At 68.9% G+C, this 22,336-nt stretch carries 20 protein-coding genes and 1 CRISPR repeat array (1 of these 21 running past the window's edge); of the genes, 10 read left to right on the top strand and 10 right to left on the bottom strand.

The annotated features are described in order from the left end of the window. Positions 1-4: 4 nt before the first annotated feature. From nikB to nikE, 4 genes are read left to right on the top strand one after another with little or no spacing between them, the layout of a single operon-like run. Positions 5-949 (top strand): nickel ABC transporter permease subunit NikB, encoded by a 945-nt coding sequence (gene nikB, locus AZL_RS04680; RefSeq protein WP_012973502.1) that lies wholly within the window; start codon positions 5-7, stop codon positions 947-949. Continuing rightward, the gene (nikC, locus tag AZL_RS04685) at positions 946-1,809 is read left to right on the top strand and encodes a nickel ABC transporter permease subunit NikC (protein ID WP_012973503.1); all 864 of its coding nucleotides are present in this window, start codon (positions 946-948) and stop codon (positions 1,807-1,809) included. The genes nikB and nikC overlap by 4 nt, the downstream gene beginning before the upstream one ends. Next, a complete protein-coding gene (locus AZL_RS04690) occupies positions 1,806-2,588 on the top strand; it encodes a nickel import ATP-binding protein NikD (protein ID WP_148219201.1) in 783 nt (260 codons plus the stop codon). Before nikC ends, AZL_RS04690 begins: the two co-directional genes overlap by 4 nt. Further along, positions 2,585-3,412, top strand: a complete 828-nt coding sequence (gene nikE, locus AZL_RS04695; protein ID WP_012973505.1) for a nickel import ATP-binding protein NikE — start codon at positions 2,585-2,587, stop codon at positions 3,410-3,412. Before AZL_RS04690 ends, nikE begins: the two co-directional genes overlap by 4 nt. A 56-nt stretch (positions 3,413-3,468) precedes the next feature. On the opposite strand, the gene AZL_RS04700 is transcribed toward nikE, so the two are convergent. From AZL_RS04700 to AZL_RS04730, 7 genes are all read right to left on the bottom strand, one after another. Then, positions 3,469-4,698 (bottom strand): ISAs1-like element ISAzs5 family transposase, encoded by a 1,230-nt coding sequence (locus AZL_RS04700; RefSeq protein ID WP_012973506.1) that lies wholly within the window; start codon positions 4,696-4,698, stop codon positions 3,469-3,471. Between the two features lie 98 nt (positions 4,699-4,796). After that, positions 4,797-6,005 carry a signal recognition particle-docking protein FtsY gene (gene ftsY / locus AZL_RS04705; RefSeq protein ID WP_012973507.1) on the bottom strand — a complete coding sequence of 403 codons (1,209 nt, stop codon included), beginning with the start codon at positions 6,003-6,005 and terminating at the stop codon, positions 4,797-4,799. 22 nt (positions 6,006-6,027) lie between these two features. Beyond that, on the bottom strand, positions 6,028-7,299 hold the full coding sequence (gene mtaB, locus AZL_RS04710; RefSeq protein WP_012973508.1) for a tRNA (N(6)-L-threonylcarbamoyladenosine(37)-C(2))-methylthiotransferase MtaB: 1,272 nt from the start codon (positions 7,297-7,299) through the stop codon (positions 6,028-6,030). Beyond that, the gene (dapF, locus tag AZL_RS04715; protein WP_012973509.1) at positions 7,296-8,147 is read right to left on the bottom strand and encodes a diaminopimelate epimerase; all 852 of its coding nucleotides are present in this window, start codon (positions 8,145-8,147) and stop codon (positions 7,296-7,298) included. The genes mtaB and dapF overlap by 4 nt, the downstream gene beginning before the upstream one ends. Positions 8,148-8,236: 89 nt before the next feature. Further along, positions 8,237-8,659, bottom strand: coding sequence for a GtrA family protein (locus tag AZL_RS04720; protein ID WP_012973510.1), 423 nt, complete (start codon positions 8,657-8,659; stop codon positions 8,237-8,239). A 5-nt stretch (positions 8,660-8,664) separates the two neighbouring features. Further along, positions 8,665-9,711 (bottom strand): glycosyltransferase family 2 protein, encoded by a 1,047-nt coding sequence (locus tag AZL_RS04725; protein ID WP_086935335.1) that lies wholly within the window; start codon positions 9,709-9,711, stop codon positions 8,665-8,667. An 83-nt stretch (positions 9,712-9,794) separates the two neighbouring features. After that, positions 9,795-11,447, bottom strand: coding sequence for a hypothetical protein (locus AZL_RS04730; protein ID WP_012973512.1), 1,653 nt, complete (start codon positions 11,445-11,447; stop codon positions 9,795-9,797). A gap of 385 nt (positions 11,448-11,832) precedes the next feature. On the opposite strand from AZL_RS04730, the gene leuD reads away from it, so the two are divergent. Then, on the top strand, positions 11,833-12,444 hold the full coding sequence (gene leuD, locus AZL_RS04735; protein ID WP_012973513.1) for a 3-isopropylmalate dehydratase small subunit: 612 nt from the start codon (positions 11,833-11,835) through the stop codon (positions 12,442-12,444). Positions 12,445-12,516: 72 nt separating this feature from the next. Continuing rightward, positions 12,517-13,632 carry a 3-isopropylmalate dehydrogenase gene (gene leuB, locus AZL_RS04740; protein ID WP_012973514.1) on the top strand — a complete coding sequence of 372 codons (1,116 nt, stop codon included), beginning with the start codon at positions 12,517-12,519 and terminating at the stop codon, positions 13,630-13,632. A gap of 82 nt (positions 13,633-13,714) precedes the next feature. Here the strand turns inward: leuB and AZL_RS04745 are convergent, their stop codons facing one another. Further along, entirely contained in the window at positions 13,715-13,957 is a 243-nt protein-coding gene (locus tag AZL_RS04745) for a general stress protein (protein ID WP_247894276.1), read from the bottom strand. A gap of 459 nt (positions 13,958-14,416) precedes the next feature. Between AZL_RS04745 and AZL_RS04750 the strand changes: the two genes are divergently transcribed. Further along, on the top strand, positions 14,417-14,932 hold the full coding sequence (locus tag AZL_RS04750) for a response regulator (protein WP_247894277.1): 516 nt from the start codon (positions 14,417-14,419) through the stop codon (positions 14,930-14,932). 24 nt (positions 14,933-14,956) lie between these two features. Further along, the gene (locus tag AZL_RS04755; RefSeq protein WP_305729354.1) at positions 14,957-16,495 is read left to right on the top strand and encodes a hypothetical protein; all 1,539 of its coding nucleotides are present in this window, start codon (positions 14,957-14,959) and stop codon (positions 16,493-16,495) included. Positions 16,496-16,508: 13 nt separating this feature from the next. Here AZL_RS04755 and AZL_RS04760 read toward each other — a convergent pair whose 3' ends face one another. Next, positions 16,509-17,378, bottom strand: coding sequence for an HpcH/HpaI aldolase/citrate lyase family protein (locus AZL_RS04760; RefSeq protein ID WP_012973518.1), 870 nt, complete (start codon positions 17,376-17,378; stop codon positions 16,509-16,511). A 190-nt stretch (positions 17,379-17,568) separates the two neighbouring features. On the opposite strand from AZL_RS04760, the gene pdxY reads away from it, so the two are divergent. Next, positions 17,569-18,429, top strand: coding sequence for a pyridoxal kinase PdxY (pdxY, locus tag AZL_RS04765; protein ID WP_012973519.1), 861 nt, complete (start codon positions 17,569-17,571; stop codon positions 18,427-18,429). A 9-nt stretch (positions 18,430-18,438) separates the two neighbouring features. Here pdxY and AZL_RS04770 read toward each other — a convergent pair whose 3' ends face one another. After that, on the bottom strand, positions 18,439-20,730 hold the full coding sequence (locus tag AZL_RS04770) for an ATP-binding protein (protein WP_148219202.1): 2,292 nt from the start codon (positions 20,728-20,730) through the stop codon (positions 18,439-18,441). Between the two features lie 223 nt (positions 20,731-20,953). Here AZL_RS04770 and zapE point away from each other — a divergent pair, with 223 nt between their 5' ends. After that, a complete protein-coding gene (gene zapE / locus AZL_RS04775) occupies positions 20,954-22,144 on the top strand; it encodes a cell division protein ZapE (protein ID WP_012973521.1) in 1,191 nt (396 codons plus the stop codon). 54 nt (positions 22,145-22,198) lie between these two features. Further along, a CRISPR array of direct repeats spans positions 22,199-22,336; the repeat unit is 36 nt; unit sequence GTTGCGGCTGGACCCCCGATCCCCATCGGCTACACT (it continues 1,483 nt past the right edge of the window).

Raw genomic sequence — 22,336 nt, forward strand, 5'->3', positions numbered from 1 at the left:
GAGGATGTTGCGCTTCATCGTCGGCCGTCTGCTGACCTTGCCGCCGCTGCTGCTGGCGGTGTCGGTCGGCGTGTTCCTGCTGCTGCGGCTGGGGCGCGGCGATCCGGCGCTGGATTACCTGCGCCTGTCCAACATCCCGCCGACCGATGCCGCCGTCACGGCGGCGCACCAGCTGCTCGGGCTGGACCGTCCGCTGGCGGAGCAATACCTGTCCTGGCTGTGGCAGGCGCTGCATCTCGATTTCGGGCTGTCCTACGTCACCCGCCGGCCGGTGCTGGACGATTTGCTCTATTACCTGCCGGCCACCTTGCAGCTGGGGGCCGCCGCACTGGTCGTCACGCTGGCGGTCAGCCTGCCGCTCGGCATCTGGGCGGCGCGGCACCGCGACCGTCTGCCCGACCATCTGGTGCGGGCGCTCGCCTTCGCCGGCGTGTCGATCCCGAATTTCTGGCTCGGCTTCCTGCTGGTTCTGCTGTTCTCGGTGACGCTGAACTGGCTGCCGCCGCTCGGCCGCGGCGGCTTGAACCACTTGGTGATGCCGGTCGCCGCCGTCGCCTTGATGTCGCTATGCATCAACGCCCGGCTGCTGCGCACCAGCATGCTGGAGACGGCGGGGCAGCGCCATGTCCTTTATGCCCGGCTGCGCGGCCTGCCCGAGCGGCGGGTCGTCCAGAACCATATCCTGCGCAACGCCCTGCTGCCCATCGTCACCGCCACCGGGATGCACATCGGCGAGCTGCTGGGCGGCACGCTGGTGATCGAGAACATCTTCGGCTGGCCGGGGGTCGGGCGCTATGCCGTCTCCGCCATCTACAACCGGGACTATCCGGTGCTGCAGTGCTTCACCCTGCTGATGACGGTGATCTTCGTGCTGTGCAATCTGGCTGTCGACGTGCTGTATGCGTGGCTCGATCCGCGCATCCGGCCGGCGCGGGAGGTCGGACGATGAGCGTGCTTGTCCGGGACGACGGGCTGTGCGGTGACCGCCGCCGGCTCCGGCCGCGGCGCACGACACTGGCCGGGCTGGGCCTGCTCGGCGTCATCGCCCTGGCCGCCCTGGCCGCTCCCCTGCTTCCCTGGGATCCGGAGGCGGTCGATCTGATGGCGCGGCTGGAGGGGCCGAGCGCCGCCCATTGGCTCGGCACCGATCATCTCGGACGCGACCTGCTGGCCCGGCTGCTGCACGGCGCCTCGGTGTCGCTGGGGGCGGTCTCCGTCATCGTCGCCCTGATCCTGGCCTTGGGCATCGGCATCGGCGGGCTGTCGGGCTTCCTCGGCGGACGGACGGACCGGATCGTCATGCGGGTCTGCGACGGCTTCCTGACCGTGCCGACCTTCGTGCTGGCCATGTTCATGGTCGGCGTGCTCGGCACCGGCCTGACCAACGTGGTGCTGGCCATCGCCCTGTCCCACTGGGCCTGGTACGCCCGCATCGTCCGCGGCATGGTGCTGTCGCTGCGCGAGCGCGACTTCGTCGCCGCCGCCATCGTCTCCGGCGCGTCGCGGCCGCGCGTCTTCGCGGAGCATGTCCTGCCGGGGGTGCTGGTGCAACTGGTGGTGCTGGCGACGCTCGACATCGGGCACATGATCCTGCATGTCGCCGGCCTGTCCTTCCTCGGGCTGGGGGTGACGCCGCCGACGCCGGAATGGGGGGTGATGATCAGCGATGCGCGCGAATTCATCTGGACCCAGCCGATGCTGATGCTGTGGCCGGGGCTGATGATCCTGCTGACGGTGATGGGCTTCAACCTGCTGGGCGACGCCCTGCGCGACCGGCTCGACCCGACGCTGGCGGGAGAGGATCATTGACCGCGCACCGTCTGAGCGTGGAGGGGCTGCGGCTCTCCGCCCGCCGTGACGGCCGTCCGGTGGAGCTGGTGCGCGGCATCGATCTGGCGGTCGAACGCGGGCGCGTCACCGCTCTGGTCGGCGCCAGCGGGTCGGGCAAATCCCTGACCTGCCTGGGATTGCAGGAGCTGACGCCGCCTGGGGTGGAACGGCTCGGGGGCCGTGTCCGTCTCGACGGCGAGGCGGTCGAACCGGCGACGCTGCCCGGCCGGACGGTGGCGACGGTGATGCAGAACCCGCGCAGCGCGTTCAATCCGGTTCTCACCATGCGCGCCCATGCCCGCGAAACGCTGGCGGTGCGCGGCGGCGCCGGCGTGCTGGACCGGCTGCTGCCCGAGGTCTTGGCCGAGGTCGGCCTGCCGGAGCCTGACCGCATCGCCCGTCTCTACCCGTTCGAGATGAGCGGCGGCATGCTTCAGCGCATGATGATCGCCCTGGCTTTGCTGGCCGGGGCGCCCTTCCTGCTGGCCGACGAGCCGACCACCGACCTCGACCTGCTGGTCCAGGCCCACATCCTGTCCCTGATCGAGCGGCTGGTCGCCACGCGGGGGCTGGGAGTGCTGATCGTCACCCATGACATGGGGGTGGTCGCCCGGCTGGCCGACGAGGTGGCGGTGATGGAAGACGGCCGCATCGTCGAGACGGCTCCGGTCGCCTCGCTGTTCGCGGCACCGCGTTCCGAGGCCGCCCGCGCCCTGCTCGATGCCCACCGGGCGCTCTATCCGGAGGAATTCGCGTGACGATCCTGCTGGCCGCCGAGGCGGTGGAGAAGCGGTATGGCGGGCAAGGCGTCTTCGCTACGGGGGCGTCGAAGACGGTGCTGCGCGGCGTCAGCCTGTCGGTGAGGGAAGGGGAGAGCGTGGCGCTGCTTGGCACCAGCGGATCGGGCAAGAGCACGCTGGCCCGGCTGATGCTTGGCCTCGAACGGCCGGATGGCGGCACGGTGCGCTGTCTCGGCCGGCCAATCGAGGCATTGGACACCTCCGGCCGCCGGACCTTCCGGCGGACGGTGCAGGCGGTGTTCCAGGATCCGCTGGGCGCGGTCAATCCGCGCCATCGGATCGGCCGGATCATCGCCGAACCGCTGCGTCACCTGACCGGCCTCGACGCGCGGGAACGCGCCGCCCGTGTGGCGGAGCTGTTGCGGCTGGTCGGACTGGCGCCGGAGGACGCCGATCGGCTGCCCGGGAGCATGAGCGGCGGCCAGGTTCAGCGCGTCTGCATCGCCCGCGCGCTCGCGCCGGAACCCCGGCTGATCCTGCTGGACGAGGCGGTGTCGAATCTCGATCTCGTGCTGCAACTCCAGATCCTGGATCTACTGGCCGAACTGCGCGAAAGGCTGGGTACCGCCTTCCTGTTCATCACCCACGATGTCCGGCTGGTCCGCCGCTTCTGTCACCGGGTGGCGGTGCTGCATGACGGCGGACTGGTGGAGGATCGGCCGGTCGGCCCCTCTATCGCCTTCGACCATCCGGCGGCGCGGGCGCTCCTGGACGCCATGTTGCCTGCGGCTCCTTCACCGGCGTTGCGGAACCGGTCAGCGGAGTCACGGACCGCCCCCTGACCGGGACTTCCGCGGCATCGCGAAGACCGGAACGGCTCCAGGGCTCCGAATCCGTGTTAACGGATATTAACGTCGAGGATAGCGTTGAGGTAATCGGTGTCCCAGCCTGCCAGCTTCCTGCGGAGCTTGATGCTGGTGGGTCTGGGAGTGGCGGCCGGCTTTTTGGTGGCGCGCCGTAATCCGGAGCGCGGCCGGGCGGGTTCGGCGGCCTTGCGGACGAGGTTGATGGCGAAGTGGCGGACGACGGCCATGTTCAGGGCGCCGTGGCCTTTGCGCAAGCGGGACTGGTCCTCGTTGAAGACGACGTCGAGCAGCCAGTGCAGTTGGTTCTCGATGCGCCAATGGCCGCGCACGGCCTCGGCCGCCGCCTGGGCGGCGAGCGGGGCGGAGGTGATGTAATAGCGCGTGTCGGTGCGGCAACGATCCTTCAGCTCGGTCTTGCTGACCACCCGAACGATGGCGGCGACGGCGGGCAGGCGGACTTCGCCGGGAAAACGCCGCGCGCCGCTCAACCAATCGACCTGGCGCGCGACCGTGACCGCGCGCTGCTCGATCCGGCCATGGCCCTTGTCGATATCGGCGGCGTGATCGAGCGTCTCCGGCGGTGCGCTGGTGAAGAAACTCTCGATCTCGTCGCGCAGGGTGGGCTGGTTGGCTTTGACCGCCAGCAGATAGTCGGCCCCGGCGTCGCGAACGGCCTGGGCGATGGTGGCGTTGCAGGCGATGGCGTCGATGGTGACGATCGCGCCCTTGAGCCCGCCCTCGGTCGCCAGGCGCTCCAGCAGAACCGGAATGGCCGCCAGTTCGCTGGCTTTGTCCTCGACGGCCTCCTGGCCGAGGACCAGACGGCTGGTGGTGGCGAAGGCCGAGACCAAGTGCAAAGGGGCCTGCCCAAGGCTGCGGTCATGGCTGCGTCGCGAGGTCTTGCCGTCGATGGCGACCAGTTCCGGCCGGTCGGGCCACGCCTCGCGCACCCAGGACAGGAAGCAGTCCTGGAACAGGCCGGGAGGGATCCGGTTCATGAACACGGTCAGCCAGCGTCCGCTCGGCACCCCATGGTGATAGGGCTGGAAGCGCCGCAGAAAGTCGAGCCGCGCTTCACCCCAGGCGGCGATCGCCTCGTAATCCTCGCAATCCGCGATCGTCCCGCACACCGCCAGAAGCAGGATCTCCGGTAACGGATAGGCGACCCGCCAGGGAGCACGCGGGTCGTCGATCCGCGAAAAATGTTCCAGCAGCGCCTTCAGCCGCGATTTCTCACCAAAGCCGGCTTCGATCGAACTCATGGGAGGACCTTCCAAGACGAGAGCCTCCACCGAATCAGAAACTTCCCAATTCGTAAACCGCTGTTAACCCGACTTCGGAGCCCTGGGTCGGCACCCGGTCAGTCGGCGCTCAACCCCATCAGCGACTTGGCGAAGGCGTCGGCGTCGAAGGGCCGCAGGTCGTAGACGCCCTCGCCGACCCCGATGGCGTGGACCGGGATCCTGAACTTCTCGGCCAGCGAGACCAGCACGCCGCCACGGGCGGAGCCGTCCAGCTTGGTCAGGATCAGCCCGTTGACGTTGACCATGTCGCGGAAGATCTCGACCTGGCTGTGCGCGTTCTGGCCGGTGGTGGCGTCGAGCGTCAGAAGCGTGGTGTGCGGCGCCGTCTCGTCCAGCTTCTTGATGACGCGGACGATCTTGCGCAACTCCTCCATCAGGCCGGTCTTGTTCTGCAAGCGGCCGGCGGTGTCGATCAGCAGCACGTCGACCCCCTCGGCGCGTGCGCGTTCCAGCGCGTCATAGGCCAGCCCGGCGGCGTCGGCCCCGGTGTCGCGGGCGACGACCGGGCAGCCGGTGCGCTCGCCCCAGATCTTCAGCTGGCTGACCGCGGCGGCGCGGAAGGTGTCGCCGGCGGCCAGCATCACGCTCCGGCCCTCCGCCTTGAACTGGCGGGCCAGCTTGCCGATGGTGGTGGTCTTGCCGGTGCCGTTGACGCCGACGACCAGGACGACATGCGGCTTCAGCGCCGGGTCGAGCACCAGCGGCCTGGCGACGGGACTGACGATCTTCGACACCTCGGCGGCCAGCGTCGCCTTGACCTCGTCGGGCGAGACCTCCTTGCCGAAGCGGGTGCGCGCCAGCTCCGCCGTCACCTTCGCGGCGGTGGCCGGGCCGAGGTCGGCGGTGATCAGCAGCTCCTCCAGCTCCTCCAGCGCGTCGTCGTCCAGCTTGCGCTTGGTGAAGATGCTGGTGATGCCGTCGGTCAGCTTCGAGGAGGATTTGGACAATCCCTCCTTCAGCTTGGCGAACCAGCCCTTCTTGGTCGGCGGCGCCTCCTCGACACTGGCTGGCGCCGGGGCGGCCGGAGCCGGGGCGGCGGCGATGACCGGAGCCGGCTCCGGTTCGGGAACAGTCTCGGGTTCGGGCGTCGGGGCGGGCGGTGTGGGAGCGGTCGGCGCGGCCGGCGGTTCCGGGGCCTTCTCCGGTTCAGGCGCGGATTCCGGTGCGGGGGCGGTGGACTCCAGATTGACCGATTCGTCCTTCGCCGCCTCGCTGCCGGGCGTCGTCTCTTCGGGCTTCTTGCGGCCGAACCAGCGGAAAATCATGGAATATCCACTATGAAAGGGGTCAGAGCGGCGTGCCGGTCAGCACGCCGTCCTTGATGCCGGTGATGGCGGCGGGCACCAGCGCGCCGGGCGGGAAGGGCCGGCCCAGGCGGATCGCGGCGAAATGCTCGGTGCGGCCCAGATCCTCCTTCTCGACCAGCACCGTCGCGGTGCGGCCGACCAGGCTGGCCAGGGCGCGGGCCTCGGCCACCTCGCCGACGGCGCGCAGACGGGCGGCGCGCTCCTTGCGCACGGCGCCATCCACCTGCGGCATGCGCGCGGCCGGGGTGCCGGGGCGCGGGCTGTAGGGGAAGACATGCAGCCAGGTCAGGCCGCATTCCTCCACCAGCCGCAGGGTGTTCTGGAACATCTCCTCGGTCTCGGTCGGGAAACCGGCGATGAAGTCGGCGCCGAACACCACATCCGGGCGGACGGAGCGCACCCGCTGGCAGAAGGCGATGGAATCGGCGCGGCCATGGCGGCGCTTCATCCGCTTCAGCACCATGTCATCCCCGGCCTGGAGCGACAGGTGCAGGTGCGGCATCAGCCGCGGCTCGTTCCCGATCAGGCGCCAGAGATCATCGTCCATCTCGATGCAGTCGATGGAGGACAGGCGCAGCCGCGGCAACTCCGGCACCAGCGCCAGCAGCCGGCGCACCATCTGCCCCAGCGAGGGCGAGCCGGGCAGGTCGGGGCCGTAGCTGGTGATGTCGACGCCCGACAGCACCACCTCGTTGTAGCCGGCCTTCACCAGCGCCTGGACCTGCTCGACGATGCCGCCGATCGGGACGGAGCGCGAGGGGCCGCGGCCATAGGGGATGATGCAGAAGGTGCAGCGGTGGTCGCAGCCCTGCTGGACCTGGACGAAGGCGCGGGCGCGGTCCTCGAATCCGCCGATCAGATGGCCGGCGGTCTCCTTCACCGACATGATGTCGTTGACGAGCACCTTCTCGGCCGGCGGCAGGCCCCAGCTTTCCGGCTGGAGCTTCTCCTGGTTGCCCAGCACCTGATCGACCTCCGGCATCGCGGCGAAGCGCTGCGGGTCGATCTGGGCGGCACAGCCGGTGACGACGATGCGGGCGTCCGGCCGTTCGCGGCGCAGCTTGCGGATGGTCTGCCGCGCCTGCCGTTCGGCTTCCGAGGTGACGGCGCAGGTGTTCACGATCACCACGTCGTCCAGCCCGGCGCTGCGCGCATGGTTGCGCATCACCTCGGACTCGTAGCTGTTCAGCCGGCACCCGAAGGTGACGATCTCCGGCCCGTCCCGCGTCGTGCTGTCGGCCGTGTCGCTCATCGTGAAACCAGTTCGCCCGAAACCAGCTCCGCCGACAGCCGGCCGCTGAAGGCGAGCGCCACCGGGCCGGTCATCAGGACGCGGTCTTCCTCGGTCCACTCTATGGTCAGCGTGCCGCCGTCCAGGATGATGTCGGCCTTGCGGTCGGTCAGGCCGCGGCGCACCGCCGCGACCAGCGTGGCGCAGGACCCCGACCCGCAAGCCTGGGTGATGCCGGCGCCGCGCTCCCACACCCGCATGCGGATGGCGGTGGGCGACAGCACCTGGGCGAATTCGATGTTGGCGCGCTCGGGGAAGGCCGGATGGTTTTCGAACACCGGGCCGACCTCGTCCAGCGGCACCGCCTCGGCATCGTCGACGAAGAAGACGGCATGCGGGTTGCCCATGTTCACCGCGACCGGGGCGGCGAAACCGCCATGGGCGACCGTCTCGACCCGCAGCGTGTCGGCGGGCGCCGCCAGCGGAATCGCCGCCCAATCCAGGCGGGGCGGGCCCATGTCGACGGTGATCCGGCCATTGTCGGCGCGGCTGGCGTGCAGCAGACCCGCGGCGGTCTGGAAGCTGGCGCGGTCGCGCCCGCTCTCCTCCATCAGCAGCCAGCCGACGCAGCGCGAGGCGTTGCCGCAGGCGGCGGCCTCGCCGCCGTCGGCGTTGCGGATGCGCATGAAGGCGTCGGCGCCCGGCGCGTCGGTCCGCTCCAGCACGATGAACTGGTCGCACCCGACGCCGATCCGGCGGTCGGCGATGGCGCGCACCTCCGCCGCCGAGGGACGGTAGGGTTCGGAACGGGCGTCGATCACGACGAAGTCGTTGCCGAGGCCGTGCATCTTCAGGAATTCGCGGGTCATGACCGCCGTTATATGGCGAGCGGCGGGGATAAGTCCATAAGGCGCCGCGCAAGGCAGAATCGCGGGCGCTCCCCCGATCGGGTGCCCGGTCAGGCGCCCTTGAAGACCAGATGCTTCGACGCCGCGAAGTTGAAGAACATGCCGGCGATGGAACCGGCGGCCACCGCCAGGAAGGGATGGTCGGCGACCAGCCGCACGCCCGATTCCAACCCGACCGAGACGCCGTAATTCACCACGCCGCCGATGGCGTTGGCGGCGATGAACTTGGCCCATTGGCGATGCAGCGGCTCGCTCGTGGCGCCACGGAAGGTGAAGGCGCGGTTCAGGGCCCAGGTCGCCGTCGCCGCCGCGAGGAAGGACGGCACGCGGGCGGCGAAGAACTCCAACCCCAGCGCCAGCCCGCCATAGAGCACGGCGGTGTCAACCAGCAGCCCGATGATGCCGACCGCGCCGAACTTGGCGAACTGCACCCCCAACTGGCCGAGCCGGCTGTCCAGCAAAGTCGTGACCATTCCCGTCACCGCCGCTCGTCCTTGTGCGCGCCGGCCAGCGGCGGATGGGTGCCCGGCGCGCGCAGCGACAGGTAATGCATGCGCTTGGTCTCGCGCCGGCCATGGGTGACGGTGTCGAGGATCAGGCCGCAGGTCAGGCTGAGGAAGCCCAGCAGCATCAGCCCGGTGGCGAGCAGGGCGGTGGGGAAGCGCGGAACCAGCCCGGTCTGGAAATAGGTGGCGATCACCGGCAGGCCGAGGATCACCGACAACAACGCCAGCAGCGCGAAGGCGGCGGAGAAGAAGGGCAGCGGCCGCTCCTCCTTCACCAGGATGATGATGGTGCGCAGGATGCGGATGCCGTCGCGGATGGTGTTCAGCTTGCTGTGCGATCCGGGCGGCCGGTCCTTGTAGGGGGTCTTCACCTCGGCGATCGGCATGCGCAGTTCCAGCGCGTGGACCGTCAGTTCCGTTTCGGTCTCGAAACCGCTGGCCAGCGCCGGGAAGGACTTGACGAAGCGGCGGGAGAACACCCGGTAGCCCGACAGCATGTCGCCGATCCGGCTGCCGAAGATCTTGGCGACCATCCCGGTCAGCACGAGGTTGCCGAAGCGGTGGCCGGGGCGGTAGGCGGCGACGATCTCCGTCACCCGCGCGCCGTTGACCATGTCCAGCCGCTCGTCCCACAGTCGCCCGACCAGCTCCGGGGCGCTGGCGGCGTGATAGGTGTCGTCGCCGTCGACCAGCACATAGACGTCGGCCTCGATGTCGGCGAACATGCGGCGCATGACGTTGCCCTTGCCCTGCAACGGCTCGCGCCGGACCACGGCGCCGGCCTCCCGCGCGACCTCCACCGTCCGGTCCTTCGAGTTGTTGTCATAGACATAGACGGTGGCGTCGGGCAGGGCGGCGCGGAAGTCCCGCACAACCTTGCCGATCGCCGCCTCCTCGTTGTAGCAGGGGATCAGCACCGCGACGGTCGGGGCCGGGCCGGCCTCCGCAGCGGCCGACGGCACGCCGGACGCGTCGGCGGCCGGGGTGGAGGCTGGACGGTCGATGGTCGATACGGTCATGGCGCGGACTTCTGGCTGGGGACGGGACAGGGCGGGCTGTCGGCGGCGATGCTCAGCGGCGATAAACAGCACAGGCGCCGCGATTATTCCACTGTGTCCCTTTTCCCGGCGGCCCGGTCAACGGCGCAGAGGTTCAGGGTCTCCCCCAGATTGTTGGGGATCGGCCGGCAGCGCCGCGGGTCGAGCCGCAGCCCGAGCAACTCCGCCGCCTTCGCCGCACCCGGCGTATCGGGGATGGTGCTGAGCATCAGAAGGGGGCCGCGGTGGGAGGCCACCTTGTCCGTCATGATGGCGAGATAGCCGTTGCCGACCGAATCCGGTTGCAGGAAGTTGGACTGGATGCGCACGAAGGTCACCCGCTCCGGAAAGGACGGGATGACGTGCGATATCGCCCAATAGCCGGCCATCAGCACCATGGTGTCGTCCGGATTTTCGATCGGCGGCACCTCCGCCGTGACCCAGCGGTCCTGCGCTCCGGCCGGCCAGGCGATCCGTCCCCAGTCGGCCGGCTGGACGGACAGTTGCACCAGCGCCAGCAGCGTCGCCGCCAGCCCGATGCGCAGCCGGCGCGCCAGCGGCAGCAGCCCGACCGCCATCACCAGCCCCAGCGGCGCCAGCATCTCCAGCGGCACCAGATAGCGGTAGATGCAGAACATCACCACCCACAGCGCATAGGTGACGGTCATCGCCGCCAGCAGGAAGCGCGTCGCCGGACCCTCGGTCAGCCAGTCGTTCCGCTTCCCCATCGACCGGCCGCCAACCGCGCCGATGACGGCGCAGAGGAAGCCGACCGGCAGCAGAATGAACAGGGCCAGCACCCGCAGGTCGAAGAACGGCACCTCGCCCACCGTCAGGGGGGAGAATGTGAAGACGACAGGGAAGAACAGCCGCTGCCACGGGCCCGGCGGGAAGAAGCCGACATTGACGTAGTCGGACATGGCGGCGAAGGGCGATTTGAAGATGTGGTTCATGTGCGGGAAGACCGGATTCCCGTAATCGTGCCACAGATGCGCCATCCACAGGCCGCCGCCGGCCGCCAGCCCGGTCAGCACGCCGATGCCGAAGAAGAAGGCCAGCCACAATCGCCGCCACGGCCGGGCGGGCAGGGCCAGGAAGCCCAGGCACAGCCCGACCGCGTAGATCACCGTCGGGTTCTTCAGCCCCATCGCGGCACCGGCCAGCAATCCGGCCGCGGCGACCCGTGCGAAGCTTGGCGGCGCCCGGCCGTCGAGGATGGCGGGCAGGCCGGCGGCGACCACCGCCGCGGCCCCCAGAACGCCCAGGCTGACCACATTGTCCTGGAAGGTGGTGCCGATCAGCCCCAGCGTTCCGCCGCCCAGCCCGCCCATCACCGCGAGCGCCATGGCGACCAAGGTTCGTTTCAGAGGCGGAACGTTCCGCAGGCAGGATGATGCCAGCAAATACAGAAGCGACAGGTTGACGCCCTGTAGCGTTCCCCACAGGAAGCCGGCCACCCGCGCGGGCAGATGGGTCGCCAGCCAATAGAAGGGCGCATCCAGGAAGGGATTGTAGAAGGTCGGCATCTGCGCCGCCAGCAGGTCGCGCCCGATGCGTCCGGTCAGCAGCGCATAACCGTTGTACCAATGGTAGTTGCGCAGGTCCCAGTTGGCATCCATGCCGAAGGCCAGCGTCAGCAGCCCATAGGCCGGCGGGGCCAGCAGCAGGAAGGCGATGCCGATCAGGCGGCTGCGGCGGTGATCGTCTTGGATCGGCATCGGATCGGGCGGGCCTTCGTTCGGGGGTGGAGGGGCGGGTGGCGTTCGGCGGGAACCTTGGTATGCGGCCGGGACGCCGCCCGCAAGGGGGGCCGCGAGGGGAGCAGCGGCAGCGGCTTGAACAGCGCCGCCGCCGGGTCTATTCCCAGTCTTTCCCCGCCGCGGTTCCCCCGCCGTGTTCCGGAGGCCGCAACTGGGCCTGACCGGGACGATCGGGCGCCGTTTGCGCAACAATCATGCGCGCCGGCGCATTCGCGCATGCCTGTTCGCTCGTTGCGTGCCGGGAAAAGGGCAAGCTTCCTCTGGCAATGGCTGGTTCGGTCTGCTATTGACCACGCTCTGCATGCGCACGCTTGCGCCTTCTTGCGCGACAGGATTTCTGGCGATGGAAAAGTTCACGGTTCTCACTGGCGTCGCGGCGCCGCTGCCGATGATCAACGTCGACACCGACATGATCATCCCGAAGCAGTTCCTGAAGACGATCAAGCGGACGGGGCTGGGCAAGCACCTGTTCGACGAGATGCGTTACACCCCCGACGGGCAGGAGATCCCGGACTTCGTCCTGAACCGGCAGGCCTACCGCAAGGCCAGCATCCTGGTGGCGGGCGACAATTTCGGCTGCGGCTCCTCGCGTGAGCATGCGCCGTGGGCGCTGGCCGATTTCGGCATCCGCTGCATCATCGCCCCGAGCTTCGCCGACATTTTCTACAACAACTGTTTCAAGAACGGCATCCTGCCGATCAAGTTGCCGAAGGAACAGGTCGACCTGTTGCTCGACGACGCGTCGCGCGGGTCGAACGCCGTCGTCACGGTCGACCTTGAGAAGCAGACCATCACCGGCCCGGACGGCGGCACCCTTTCCTTCGAGCTGGACCCCTTCCGCAAGCATTGCCTGCTGAACGGCCTGGACGACATCGGCCTGACCTTGCAACAGTCGGCCCATATCGACGGGTATGAGGGCAAGCAGCGCGCCGGCCAGCCGTGGATGTGGGGCTGAGCGCCCCCGTCCTCCCCCGATCCTCCTCAACTTCTGTCTTCTTGACGTCTGACATTTGGGAGTGCGCCCGCCATGGCCGCCAACAACAAGCTTCTGTTCCTCCCCGGTGACGGCATCGGCCCGGAGGTGATGCGCCAGGTTCGCCGTGTCATCGACTGGATGGACCGCAAGCGCAAGATCACCTTCGACGTGTCCGAGGGTCTGGTCGGCGGTGCGGCCATCGACGCCCATGGCGTGCCGCTGTCCGACGCCACCCTGGCCGAGGCGCTGGCGGTGGACGCGGTCATGCTGGGCGCCGTCGGCGGCCCGAAGTGGGACAACCCCACAGACTACACCAAGCGTCCGGAAGCCGGCCTGCTGGCCCTGCGCAAGGAACTCGGCCTGTTCGCCAACCTGCGCCCGGCGGTGGTGTTCGACGCGCTGGTCGACGCCTCGACCCTGAAGGCCGACGTCATCCGCGGGCTGGACATCCTGATCGTGCGCGAACTGACCGGCGGCGTCTATTTCGGTGAGCCGCGCGGCATCACCGACATCGGCAACGGCGAGCGCCGCGGCGTCAACACCCAGGTCTACACCACGTCGGAAATCCGCCGCGTCGCCCGCGTCGCGTTCGAGCTGGCCCGCAAGCGCGGCAACAAGCTCTGCTCGATGGAAAAGGCCAACGTCATGGAATCCGGCCTGCTGTGGCGCCAGGAAGTGACCAAGCTGCACCAGGAGGAGTTCCAGGACGTCGAGCTGAGCCACATGTACGCCGACAACGGCGCCATGCAGCTGCTGAAGAACCCCAAGCAGTTCGACGTCATCGTCACCGACAACCTGTTCGGCGACATCCTGTCGGACGAGGCGGCGATGATGACCGGCTCGCTCGGCATGCTGCCCTCGGCCTCGCTGGGCGCGCCGGACGCCAACGGCAACCGCAAGGCGCTGTACGAGCCGGTGCATGGCTCGGCCCCGGACATCGCCGGACGCGATCTGGCCAACCCCTGCGCCACGCTGCTGTCCTTCGCGATGTGCCTGCGCTACTCGTTCAACCTGGACGAGGATGCCAAGCTGATCGAGCGCTCGATCCAGAATGTGCTGGGCGGCGGCATGCGCACGTCCGACATCATGGCCCCGGGCATGGCGCGCTGCTCCACCACCGTGATGGGTGACTCGATCCTGCGCGAGCTGGACAAGCTGGCCTCCTGATCCGCGTTCCCAAGAAGAAGCCCCCGTCCGCGAGGACGGGGGCTTTTTCATGCGCGGATCGCGACGCTTCACCCGTTTGCTTTCAATCGTCGCCGGTCGGACGCTCGGCGGACCGGCCGCCATGGCTCGCCTGTCCGCCCTTGCGGCCGGCTTCCGCCGCCAGGGACGGATTCTTGGAGAAGCTGCGCGAGGAGGCGGGCACGCTGCGCCCACCCTTCCGGCCGGCTTCCGCGGCGAGTTCCGGGTTCTTTGAGAAGCTGCGCTTGTCGGCCGGCACGCTTTCGCCGCCCTTGCTGGCGATCTGGCGTTGCCGGTCGGGGTCCATCGATGCGAAGCCGCGCCCCGATGTCCGAGTGCTTTCTTTCGAGGCCATAACCAACCTCCGACTGTGCCTTGCTGAAACGACAACCAATCGGTGGCGGTCTGGTTCCCGGCTCATCGCATTAAAATTGCCGGCCCCCGCGGGAGGGGAGGGGAGGCGCACCATCGGTTGCTAAACCAATTTTAGGATGGTTGTGTGATTCGACAAATGGCGCGTCTTTCCGATAGGAAGTGCGAATTTCTAGCGATATCCGGCGGGGCGCGGCAAAATGATGCAGGCATAACCCGCGCGGATGGCAAGGTTTGTTCCTGAAAAATTTCTTGGCTGGCTTCAGGAAGATAACTGCATAACTTAAGAGTATCACAGAAAATACCCGTCGATATTTCCGGGGTTGGCGCATATGTTTCCAAGGGAGTTCCAATATTTTTGAAAGTTAATACTTTGAGTTTATCGGAAATTTAAATGATTTCTCTGGATTTTTCGAGGATATCTTTAAGAGATTGGCAAGGCATTCCGGAGTTTGATTGTGAAGATGGCGGATCCGATGCCGGGCCGGGTCCCTTGGGGCAAGGGGGTGCGATGCCGACCGTGCTTGTGGTTGATGATGATCCCATGCTTCGTCTGACGCTGCGCCATCTTCTCGAAAGCGCGGGAGTTGAGGTGGTCGAGGCGGAGGATGGCGACGAGGCCATGCGGCTGTTCCGGGCGGGCCGGCCGGATCTGGTGATCTGCGATCTGGTGATGCCGTTCGCCGATGGCCTCCAGACGATCATGCGGATGCGGCGCCTTGCTCCTGCGGCCAAGATCATCGCCATCTCCGGCGGCGGCCGCAGCAAGGCGATGGATCTGCTGGCGGTCGCGCGGCAGATGGGGGCCGATCATGCGCTCGCCAAACCGATCGAACGCAGCCAGATCGCCCTCATCGTCGATTTCTGCGGCCGCGATGGCGGCGGCCCGCCGTTGCCGCGCGGCCTCTGAGACGGCGGGAGTGGCGGTGTCGTGATGCGGTCGCTCGCCTCGATGCGGCGTCTGCTGCGCCAATGGTTCGGCCAGGGCGGGGTGGACGGCGGGGCAGGGGGAGGGGGAGGGGGAGGGGCAGAGGGTGGGGCGTCGACGCCATCGTCCGACAGCCGGCCGGCCGGGACCGTCATGCCGTCGGTCGAGGCGGGGCAGGACCTGCGGGCTCTGGAACAGCGGCTGTGGCGCCTGCTGATGCAGCCGGCGGTCGCTTCGACCGGGCGGGTGCATCTGCTTGATCTCGGCATGATGCGGGATCGCCTGGGCTCGGGCTGGACGGCGCTGCGCCCGCGGGTCCTGACCGCCGCCGACAGCATCATCGACCGCTACCTGACCCGGAACGACATCCGCTTCAGGACCGCCGGCGACGATTACATCCTGGTGTTCGCGTCGCTCGAACGCCATGCGGCGGCCCTGGTCTGCGCCAGGATCGCGCAGGAGCTGCTGCACCTGTTCCTGGGCGACGACCGCTCGGCCGACCTCCGCGTCTCGACCGCCGTCGGCGTGGCGGATGGGCAAATCCGGTTCGAACATGCCCTCGCCAGCACCCTGCTGGCCGAGGCGCGGCTGCGGGCGGAGCCGGCGGGCGGGCGGGAAGCCTCCTCCTCCGCTTCGGTCAATGGAACTACGGGCGGAACTACGGGCGGAACTGCGGGCGGTGCGGTCTATGATGCGTACGCCGACGGTTCGCCGATGGTGACGGGCCCGATCTTCTACGCCGAGGAGGCCGGCGGCAAGGCCCGGCCGGTCCTGCGCCAGTTGCGCCTGTCGCCCGACGATGCCGGCCGGTTCGGCATCCGCTACCGGCCGGTCTGGGACATCACCCAGCAGGTGATCTCCACCTATATGGGCACGCCGGTGCGCATCTTCCCCGACGACTCCTTCATCGAGGGAGCGGCGGCGTTGAATTCGCTCAGCGACGCCATGGAGATCCTGCAACTCGACGCCGATGCGCTGGTCGGGTCGGTGGAAATCCTGAACGGGCTGTTCCGCAACAAATCCCGGCTGATGATGTCGGTGCCGATCTGTTTCGAGACGCTGGCGGCCCGCCGCACCCGGCTGCCCTTCCTGGAGATCTGCCAGTCGATTCCCGACTATCTGCGCCGCTTCCTGATCTTCGAGCTTCTGCGCTTTCCGCCGGGGGTGCCGACCGGGCGTCTCAGCGAACTGCTGCACGAGATCAGGCCCTATTGCCGTTGGACCTTCATGCGGGTGGAGTTCAAGTCGCAGAGCTTGTCCGGCTTCGCCGGCACCGGGCTGAACGGCATCACCGTGGCGATGCCGGCCGACCGCTCGGCCGAGGCCCGGCTGATGGAGGAGATGAACGGCATCGTCACCGCGGCGGAGCGCGCCGGCCTGATGATCTGCGTCGCCGGGCTGTCGACCACCAGCATGGTGGTGGCGGCGCGGGCGTCGGGGGTCAGGCTGGTCGCCGGCAACCGCATCGGCCCGCCGCAGGACCGGCCGCGCGCGATGATCCGCTTCGACTGGCCCGACCTGTACCGCGACGGCGAGGAGGAGTGAGGATCGGCCGTCCTCAGAGCGCCGCGATGGCCTCGGCCAGCGTCACCAGCCGGCGGGCGTTCTCGACATGCAGGTTCTCCACCAGCTTGCCGTCCACCAGCACCACGCCCTTGCCGGCTGCGGCGGCCTCGGCATGGGCGGCGATGATGCGATGGGCCTGGGCGATCTCCCCGGCGTCGGGGGCGAAGGCGGCGTTGCAGGCGCCGATGGTCTTGGGATGGATCAGCGTCTTGCCGTCGAAACCCAGCTCGCGCCCCTGCCGGCAGGAGGCGGCGAAGCCCTCGTCGTCGTTCAGGTCCAGATGCACGCCGTCCAGCACCGCCAGCCGATAGGCCCGTGCCGCCAGCAGGCACAGCCCCAGGCTGGTGATCAGCGGCAGCCGCCCGGCGGTGTGGGCGGCCTGCAAATCCTTGGCGAGGTCCGAGGTGCCGAGCACCAGCGCGCCGACCGCCTGGGTGGCGCCGGCGATCTCCTTGGCGTTCAGGATGCCGAGCGGCGTCTCCATCATGCACCAGATCGCCTGTCCGGCCGGCGCCCCGGCGGCGCGCAGGACCGCTTCCGCCTGCCGGACGGCGTCGGCGCTCTCCACCTTCGGCAGCAGCACGGCGTCGGCGCCGCTGGCCGCCGCCATGCGCAGGTCCTCATAGCCCCAGGGGGTGTTCAGCCCGTTGACGCGCACGATCAGCTCGCGCCGGCCATAGCCGCCGGCGGCCAGCGCCTGGGCGATGCCGTCGCGCGCCGCCGTCTTGGCCTCGGGGGTGACCGCGTCCTCCAGGTCGAGGATCAGCCCGTCGGCGGGCAGGCCGCGCCCCTTCTCCAGCGCGCGGGGGTTCGAGCCCGGCATGTAGAGCACGCTGCGGCGGGGGCGGACGGTCGTGGCCATGGTGATATCCCGGGGATGCGGATGATTGGAGACGGCAGCTTTAGCGGCCCGCCGCCGCCCTGTCCATGGCCCATGCCGCCACGGCCTTTTCCGGATACGGGCATATGCATGGCTGCCATGCCGCCCAGCCGGGCCACCGCCCTGGAGTCGGCCGCTTTACGCCCGCCCGGCCGTCGCATAGGCTTGGCCCATGAAAAGCGTCCTGACCATCCAATCGCATGTCGCCTATGGCTATGTCGGCAACCGCGCCGCGGTGTTTCCGTTGCAGCGCCTGGGGATCGACGCCACGGCGGTGAACACCGTCCAGTTCTCCAACCACACCGGCTATGGCGCCTGGACCGGACAGGTCTTCACGGCGGAGCACATCGCCGACATCGTCGACGGCATCGCCGCCCGCGGCGCGCTGCCGGCGCAGGACGCCATCCTGTCCGGCTATATGGGCGCCGTGGAGCTGGGGCGGGTGATCCTGGAGACGGCGGCGCGGGTCAAGGCGGCCAATCCCAAGGCGGTCTATTGCTGCGACCCGGTGATGGGCGATGTCGGACGCGGCTTCTTCGTGCGGCCCGGCCTGCCCGAATTCATCCGCGACCATGCGGTTCCCGCCGCCGACCTGATGACGCCCAACCAGTTCGAACTGGAATATCTGACCGGCAGCAAGGTCGAAACGCTGGACAACGCCCTGGCCGCCACCGCCGCGCTGCGGGCGCGCGGGCCGCGGCTGGTGCTGGTCACCAGCCTGACCCGCGCCGATGCCGATCCCGACAGCATCGAGATGCTGGTGGACGGCACCGACGGCGCCTGGCTGGTGGCGACGCCGCGCCTGACCTTCGACCCGCCGCCCAACGGATCGGGCGACGCGGTGGCGGCCCTGTTCCTCGCCCATTACCTGAACGCCTTCGAGCCGGCCGACGCGCTGGAGAAGGCGGCGGCGGCGATCTTCGCCATCTTCGAGACCACCAAGCGCCTGGGCACGCGGGAGCTTCAGCTGATCGCCGCCCAGGACGACTTCGTCGCTCCGCCCCGGCGCTTCGCCGCCACCCGCCTGCGCTGACCGGCCGCTTCAGGCCGGTGCCTTCATGCCGGCCTGTGTCGTGCCGGCCTGCTTCATGCCGGCCTGCGCCCCTGCCGGGCAGTCGATCACCCGGCAGGCGGGCAGCCGCACCGTCATGCTGGTGCCGGCCCCCAGCCCGCTCTGGCAGCTCAGCGTCCCGCCATGCAGGTCGATGAAGTTCTTGGAGATCGACAGGCCGAGCCCGGTACCTTCATAGCGGCGGTTGGCGGTGTTCTCGGCCTGGCGGAAGGGCTGGAACAGGTCGGCCATGAACGCCGCCGGAATGCCGATGCCGGTGTCGGCCACCGTCAGCCGGAAGCCGCCATCCGCCTCCAGCCCGGCGCTGACGGTGATTTGTCCGCCGTCGGGCGTGAACTTCACCGCGTTGGACAGCAGATTGAGGATCACCTGCTTGAAGGCCCGGCGGTCGACCCACAGCAGGGCGATGGCGGCCGTCACCTCGTTGTGGATGGCGATTCCGGCGGCGGCGGCGCGATCGCGCACCATCATCAGGCATTGCCCGATCGCCTCATGCGCCTCGACCGACTCCTCGCTCAGATCGAACTGGCCGAATTCCAGCTTCGACATGTCCAGCACGGCGTTGACGATGTCCAGCAGGTGGCGGCCGCTGTCATGGATGTCGGTGATGCAGGATTTCTGCCGTTCGTTGACGGTGCCGAAGAACTCGCTGGACAGCACCTCGGCGAAGCCGATGATGGCGTTCAGCGGCGTGCGCAGTTCGTGGCTCATGTTGGCGAGGAATTCGGTCTTGGCCCGGTTCGCCAGTTCCGCCTGGGTCTTGGAGGCGATCAGCTCGGCCTCCTGCTGCTTGCGGCGGGTCATGTCGCGGATGACGCCGACGCAGATGCGCGGCTCGTCCGGGCGCACCCCCCCGAGTGCCGCGGGTAAGGCGGCCGGGGTGCAGGGGCCGCCGTCCAGCCGCAGGTCGCCGACGGTGAAGCTGACGGGGAAGGCGTGCCCGTCTCGGCGCAGCGCGGTCAGGTCGCGGTCGTCGGCGCCGCCGCGCGCGCCGGGGATCAGCGCCTCGATCGGCTGGCCGACCATCCGGTGCTCCGGCATGCCGAACATCAGCTCCGCCGCGCGGTTGAAGGTGATGATCCGCCCGTTGCTGTCGAAGGTCACCACGGCGTCCAGCATGGAATCGAGGATGCCGCGGATCCGGCGCGAGGCGCGGGCCAGCCGGGCCTGATCCTGCTCGCGCCGGGCATGCTGGCGGACGATGAAGGCGGTCAGCAGGGCGATGGCGATGGTCATGACCGCGCCGATGCCGGTCCAGACCGCCGTGTTGCGCCGCCATTCGCGCAGCGCCGCGTCCACCGGCAGCGTCGCCACGATGACGAAGGGATAGTCCCGCACCCGTCTGACGCTGACCAGACTGTCGATGCCGGAGGCGCCGATGGAGGCGGGCTGGGCGGGAAAGGCGGTGCGGATGGTCGCCTCGTCATGCGCCGCCAGCGCCGCCCGGACAGCCGGCCAATCCGACAGCCCGCCCAGCCCGTTCCGTTGCGGCCCGCCCTCCGCCCCGCCCTCTGCCCCGCTCTGGGCCTGCGGCCGCTCCAGCAGGACGGTGCCGTCCCGCAGAGCCAGGATCACGCCGCCCTTGCGGTCGATATGCTGGGATTCCAGCGTCGCCGCCAGCCGCGTCGGATCGATCATGGCGACCATCACGCCGCGGAAACCGCCCTGATCGTCGGTCCAGCGCCGGCTGAAGGGGATGACGCGCTGTCCGGTCATCACCCGGCTGGAGATGGTGGCGCCGACGAAGAGCCGCTGGTCGGCGCTGTCGCGCGGTCCGGTGAAATAGGCGCGGTCCGTCAGGGTGGCCGTCGGCAGCGGCGCGTCGGCCGAATGGTGCAGGGCGATGCCGTCGGCGCCGATCACCACGAGGTCGGCCAGTTCGCTGACGGCGTCGCGCCGTTTGCGCAGATGGTCATGCACGGCCGGGCTGCCCCGGCCGCCGCCGTCGGAATAGGTTCCGAGCGCGAAGCAGAGGTCGCGCAGCAGATGATCCACCACCATGGCCACCCGCAGGGTCTGCGCCTCCAGCATGCGGGCGAGATCGCGCGTCGCCCGTTCCCCCGCGTCCAGCGCCTCGCTCCGGCTCTGAAGGATGCCGTAGCCGATCAGCGCGTTCACCACCAGGATGAAGGCGAGGCCCGAGGCGGTCATCAGGAAGCGCACCGATGTCAGCCGGTCGCGCAACGCCCGTGCCGGACCGGAGATCGGGTGGAATGGCGGCGGGCGGGAGGGTGGCGCGGAGGAGGACCCGGAGGCGGGCATCGGCGGAAACATTTCCTCTTTGGCTTGCGTCCGGACGGCGCAGGTCGATTAATCGACGTGATTGCCTAAGAAAAGAATAAACTGTCCAAAATCGCGGCTTGCGCCTGCGCCCCTACGCCGCGCCACCCAGCCATTCCCTGTTCCCGCCCGGTCGGCGGTTGCCGGGGCCGGTTCCATCGGCTAGGTAAGGGACCGTCTCGACAGCCGGATCGCCCATATCCCCATGACCGACGGACCGCTTTCGCTCTACCGCGCCCGCCGCGGCAGCGGCACGCTTCGCCCCGATCCCGACCAGGAACTGGCGGCGGAGAAGTTCCAAAGCCTGTATCAGGCGCTGAAGGGCTATCAGCCGCCCTGCGCCGGCGACGGCGCCCAGGCCGGCGGCGACAGGCCGGGCGGCGGGGGCTGGCTGGAGCGCTTCGGGCTCGGCCGCCGCCGGGCCGCGCCGCCGCCGCCGGACATCGCCTCCACCGCGCCGCAGGGGCTGTATATCTACGGCAGCGTCGGGCGCGGCAAGTCGATGCTGATGGACCTGTTCTTCGAGACCGCCCCGGTCGGGAAGAAGCGGCGCGTCCATTTCCATGAATTCATGCTGGAGATTCACCAGCGCATCCACGAGCATCGCCAGTCGGGCAAGGGCCGGAACGACGGTCCCGACGAGGCGCTGCCCGAACTGGCCCGCGCGCTGGCCGGCGAGGCGTGGCTGCTGTGCTTCGACGAGTTCCACGTCACCAACATCGTCGACGCGATGATCCTGGGCCGGCTGTTCACCAACCTGTTCGACCTTGGGGTCGTGGTGGTGGCGACCTCCAACTGGCCGCCGGACATGCTGTACAAGGACGGGCTCCAGCGCGAGCTGTTCCTGCCCTTCATCGCCCTGCTGAAGGACAGGCTGGACATCCTGTCGCTGGACGGCCCGACAGACTACCGGCTGGACCGGCTGAAGGGCGTGCCGATCTACCATCATCCGCTGGGACCGGCGTCGGACGCCGCCCTGCGCAAGGCCTTCTCCGACTTGACCGGCGGCGCGGCGGGCGAGCCCTGCACCCTCACCGCGCAGGGCCGGCGGGTCGAGATCGACCGCGCCGCCAAGAGCGTGGCCTGGGTCGATTTCTGGAACCTGTGCGGCAAGGCGCTGGGGGCGGCCGACTATCTCGCCATCGCCACCCATTTCCACACGGTGCTGATCGACCGCGTCCCCACCATGAAGGACGAGCTGCGCAACGAGGCCAAGCGCTTCATGACGCTGATCGACGCGCTGTACGAGCACAAGGTGAATGTCGTCATCGCCGCCGAGGGGCCGCCGGAACGCCTCTATCCCGAAGGCACCCACGCCTTCGAGTTCGAGCGCACGGTCAGCCGCCTGATGGAGATGCAGAGCGAGGACTATCTGCAACGGCAGCATCTGACCTGATATTTTCCGGGTGTTCGCGGGTCGGTGTCACACCCGCGTCGCACGAGCCATGCCCGTGGGGGTGGACTCCCGACCCCCATCGGCTACACTGATCGGCCTTGTCCTCGACGTCGCGCGGGTGTTGCGGCTGGACCCCCGATCCCCATCGGCTACACTCATCGGCTCCACGCCGCGCGCCGCTGGCAAGTTGCG

The sequence above is a fragment of the Azospirillum sp. B510 genome (genome assembly GCF_000010725.1).
Lineage (GTDB): Bacteria > Pseudomonadota > Alphaproteobacteria > Azospirillales > Azospirillaceae > Azospirillum > Azospirillum lipoferum_B.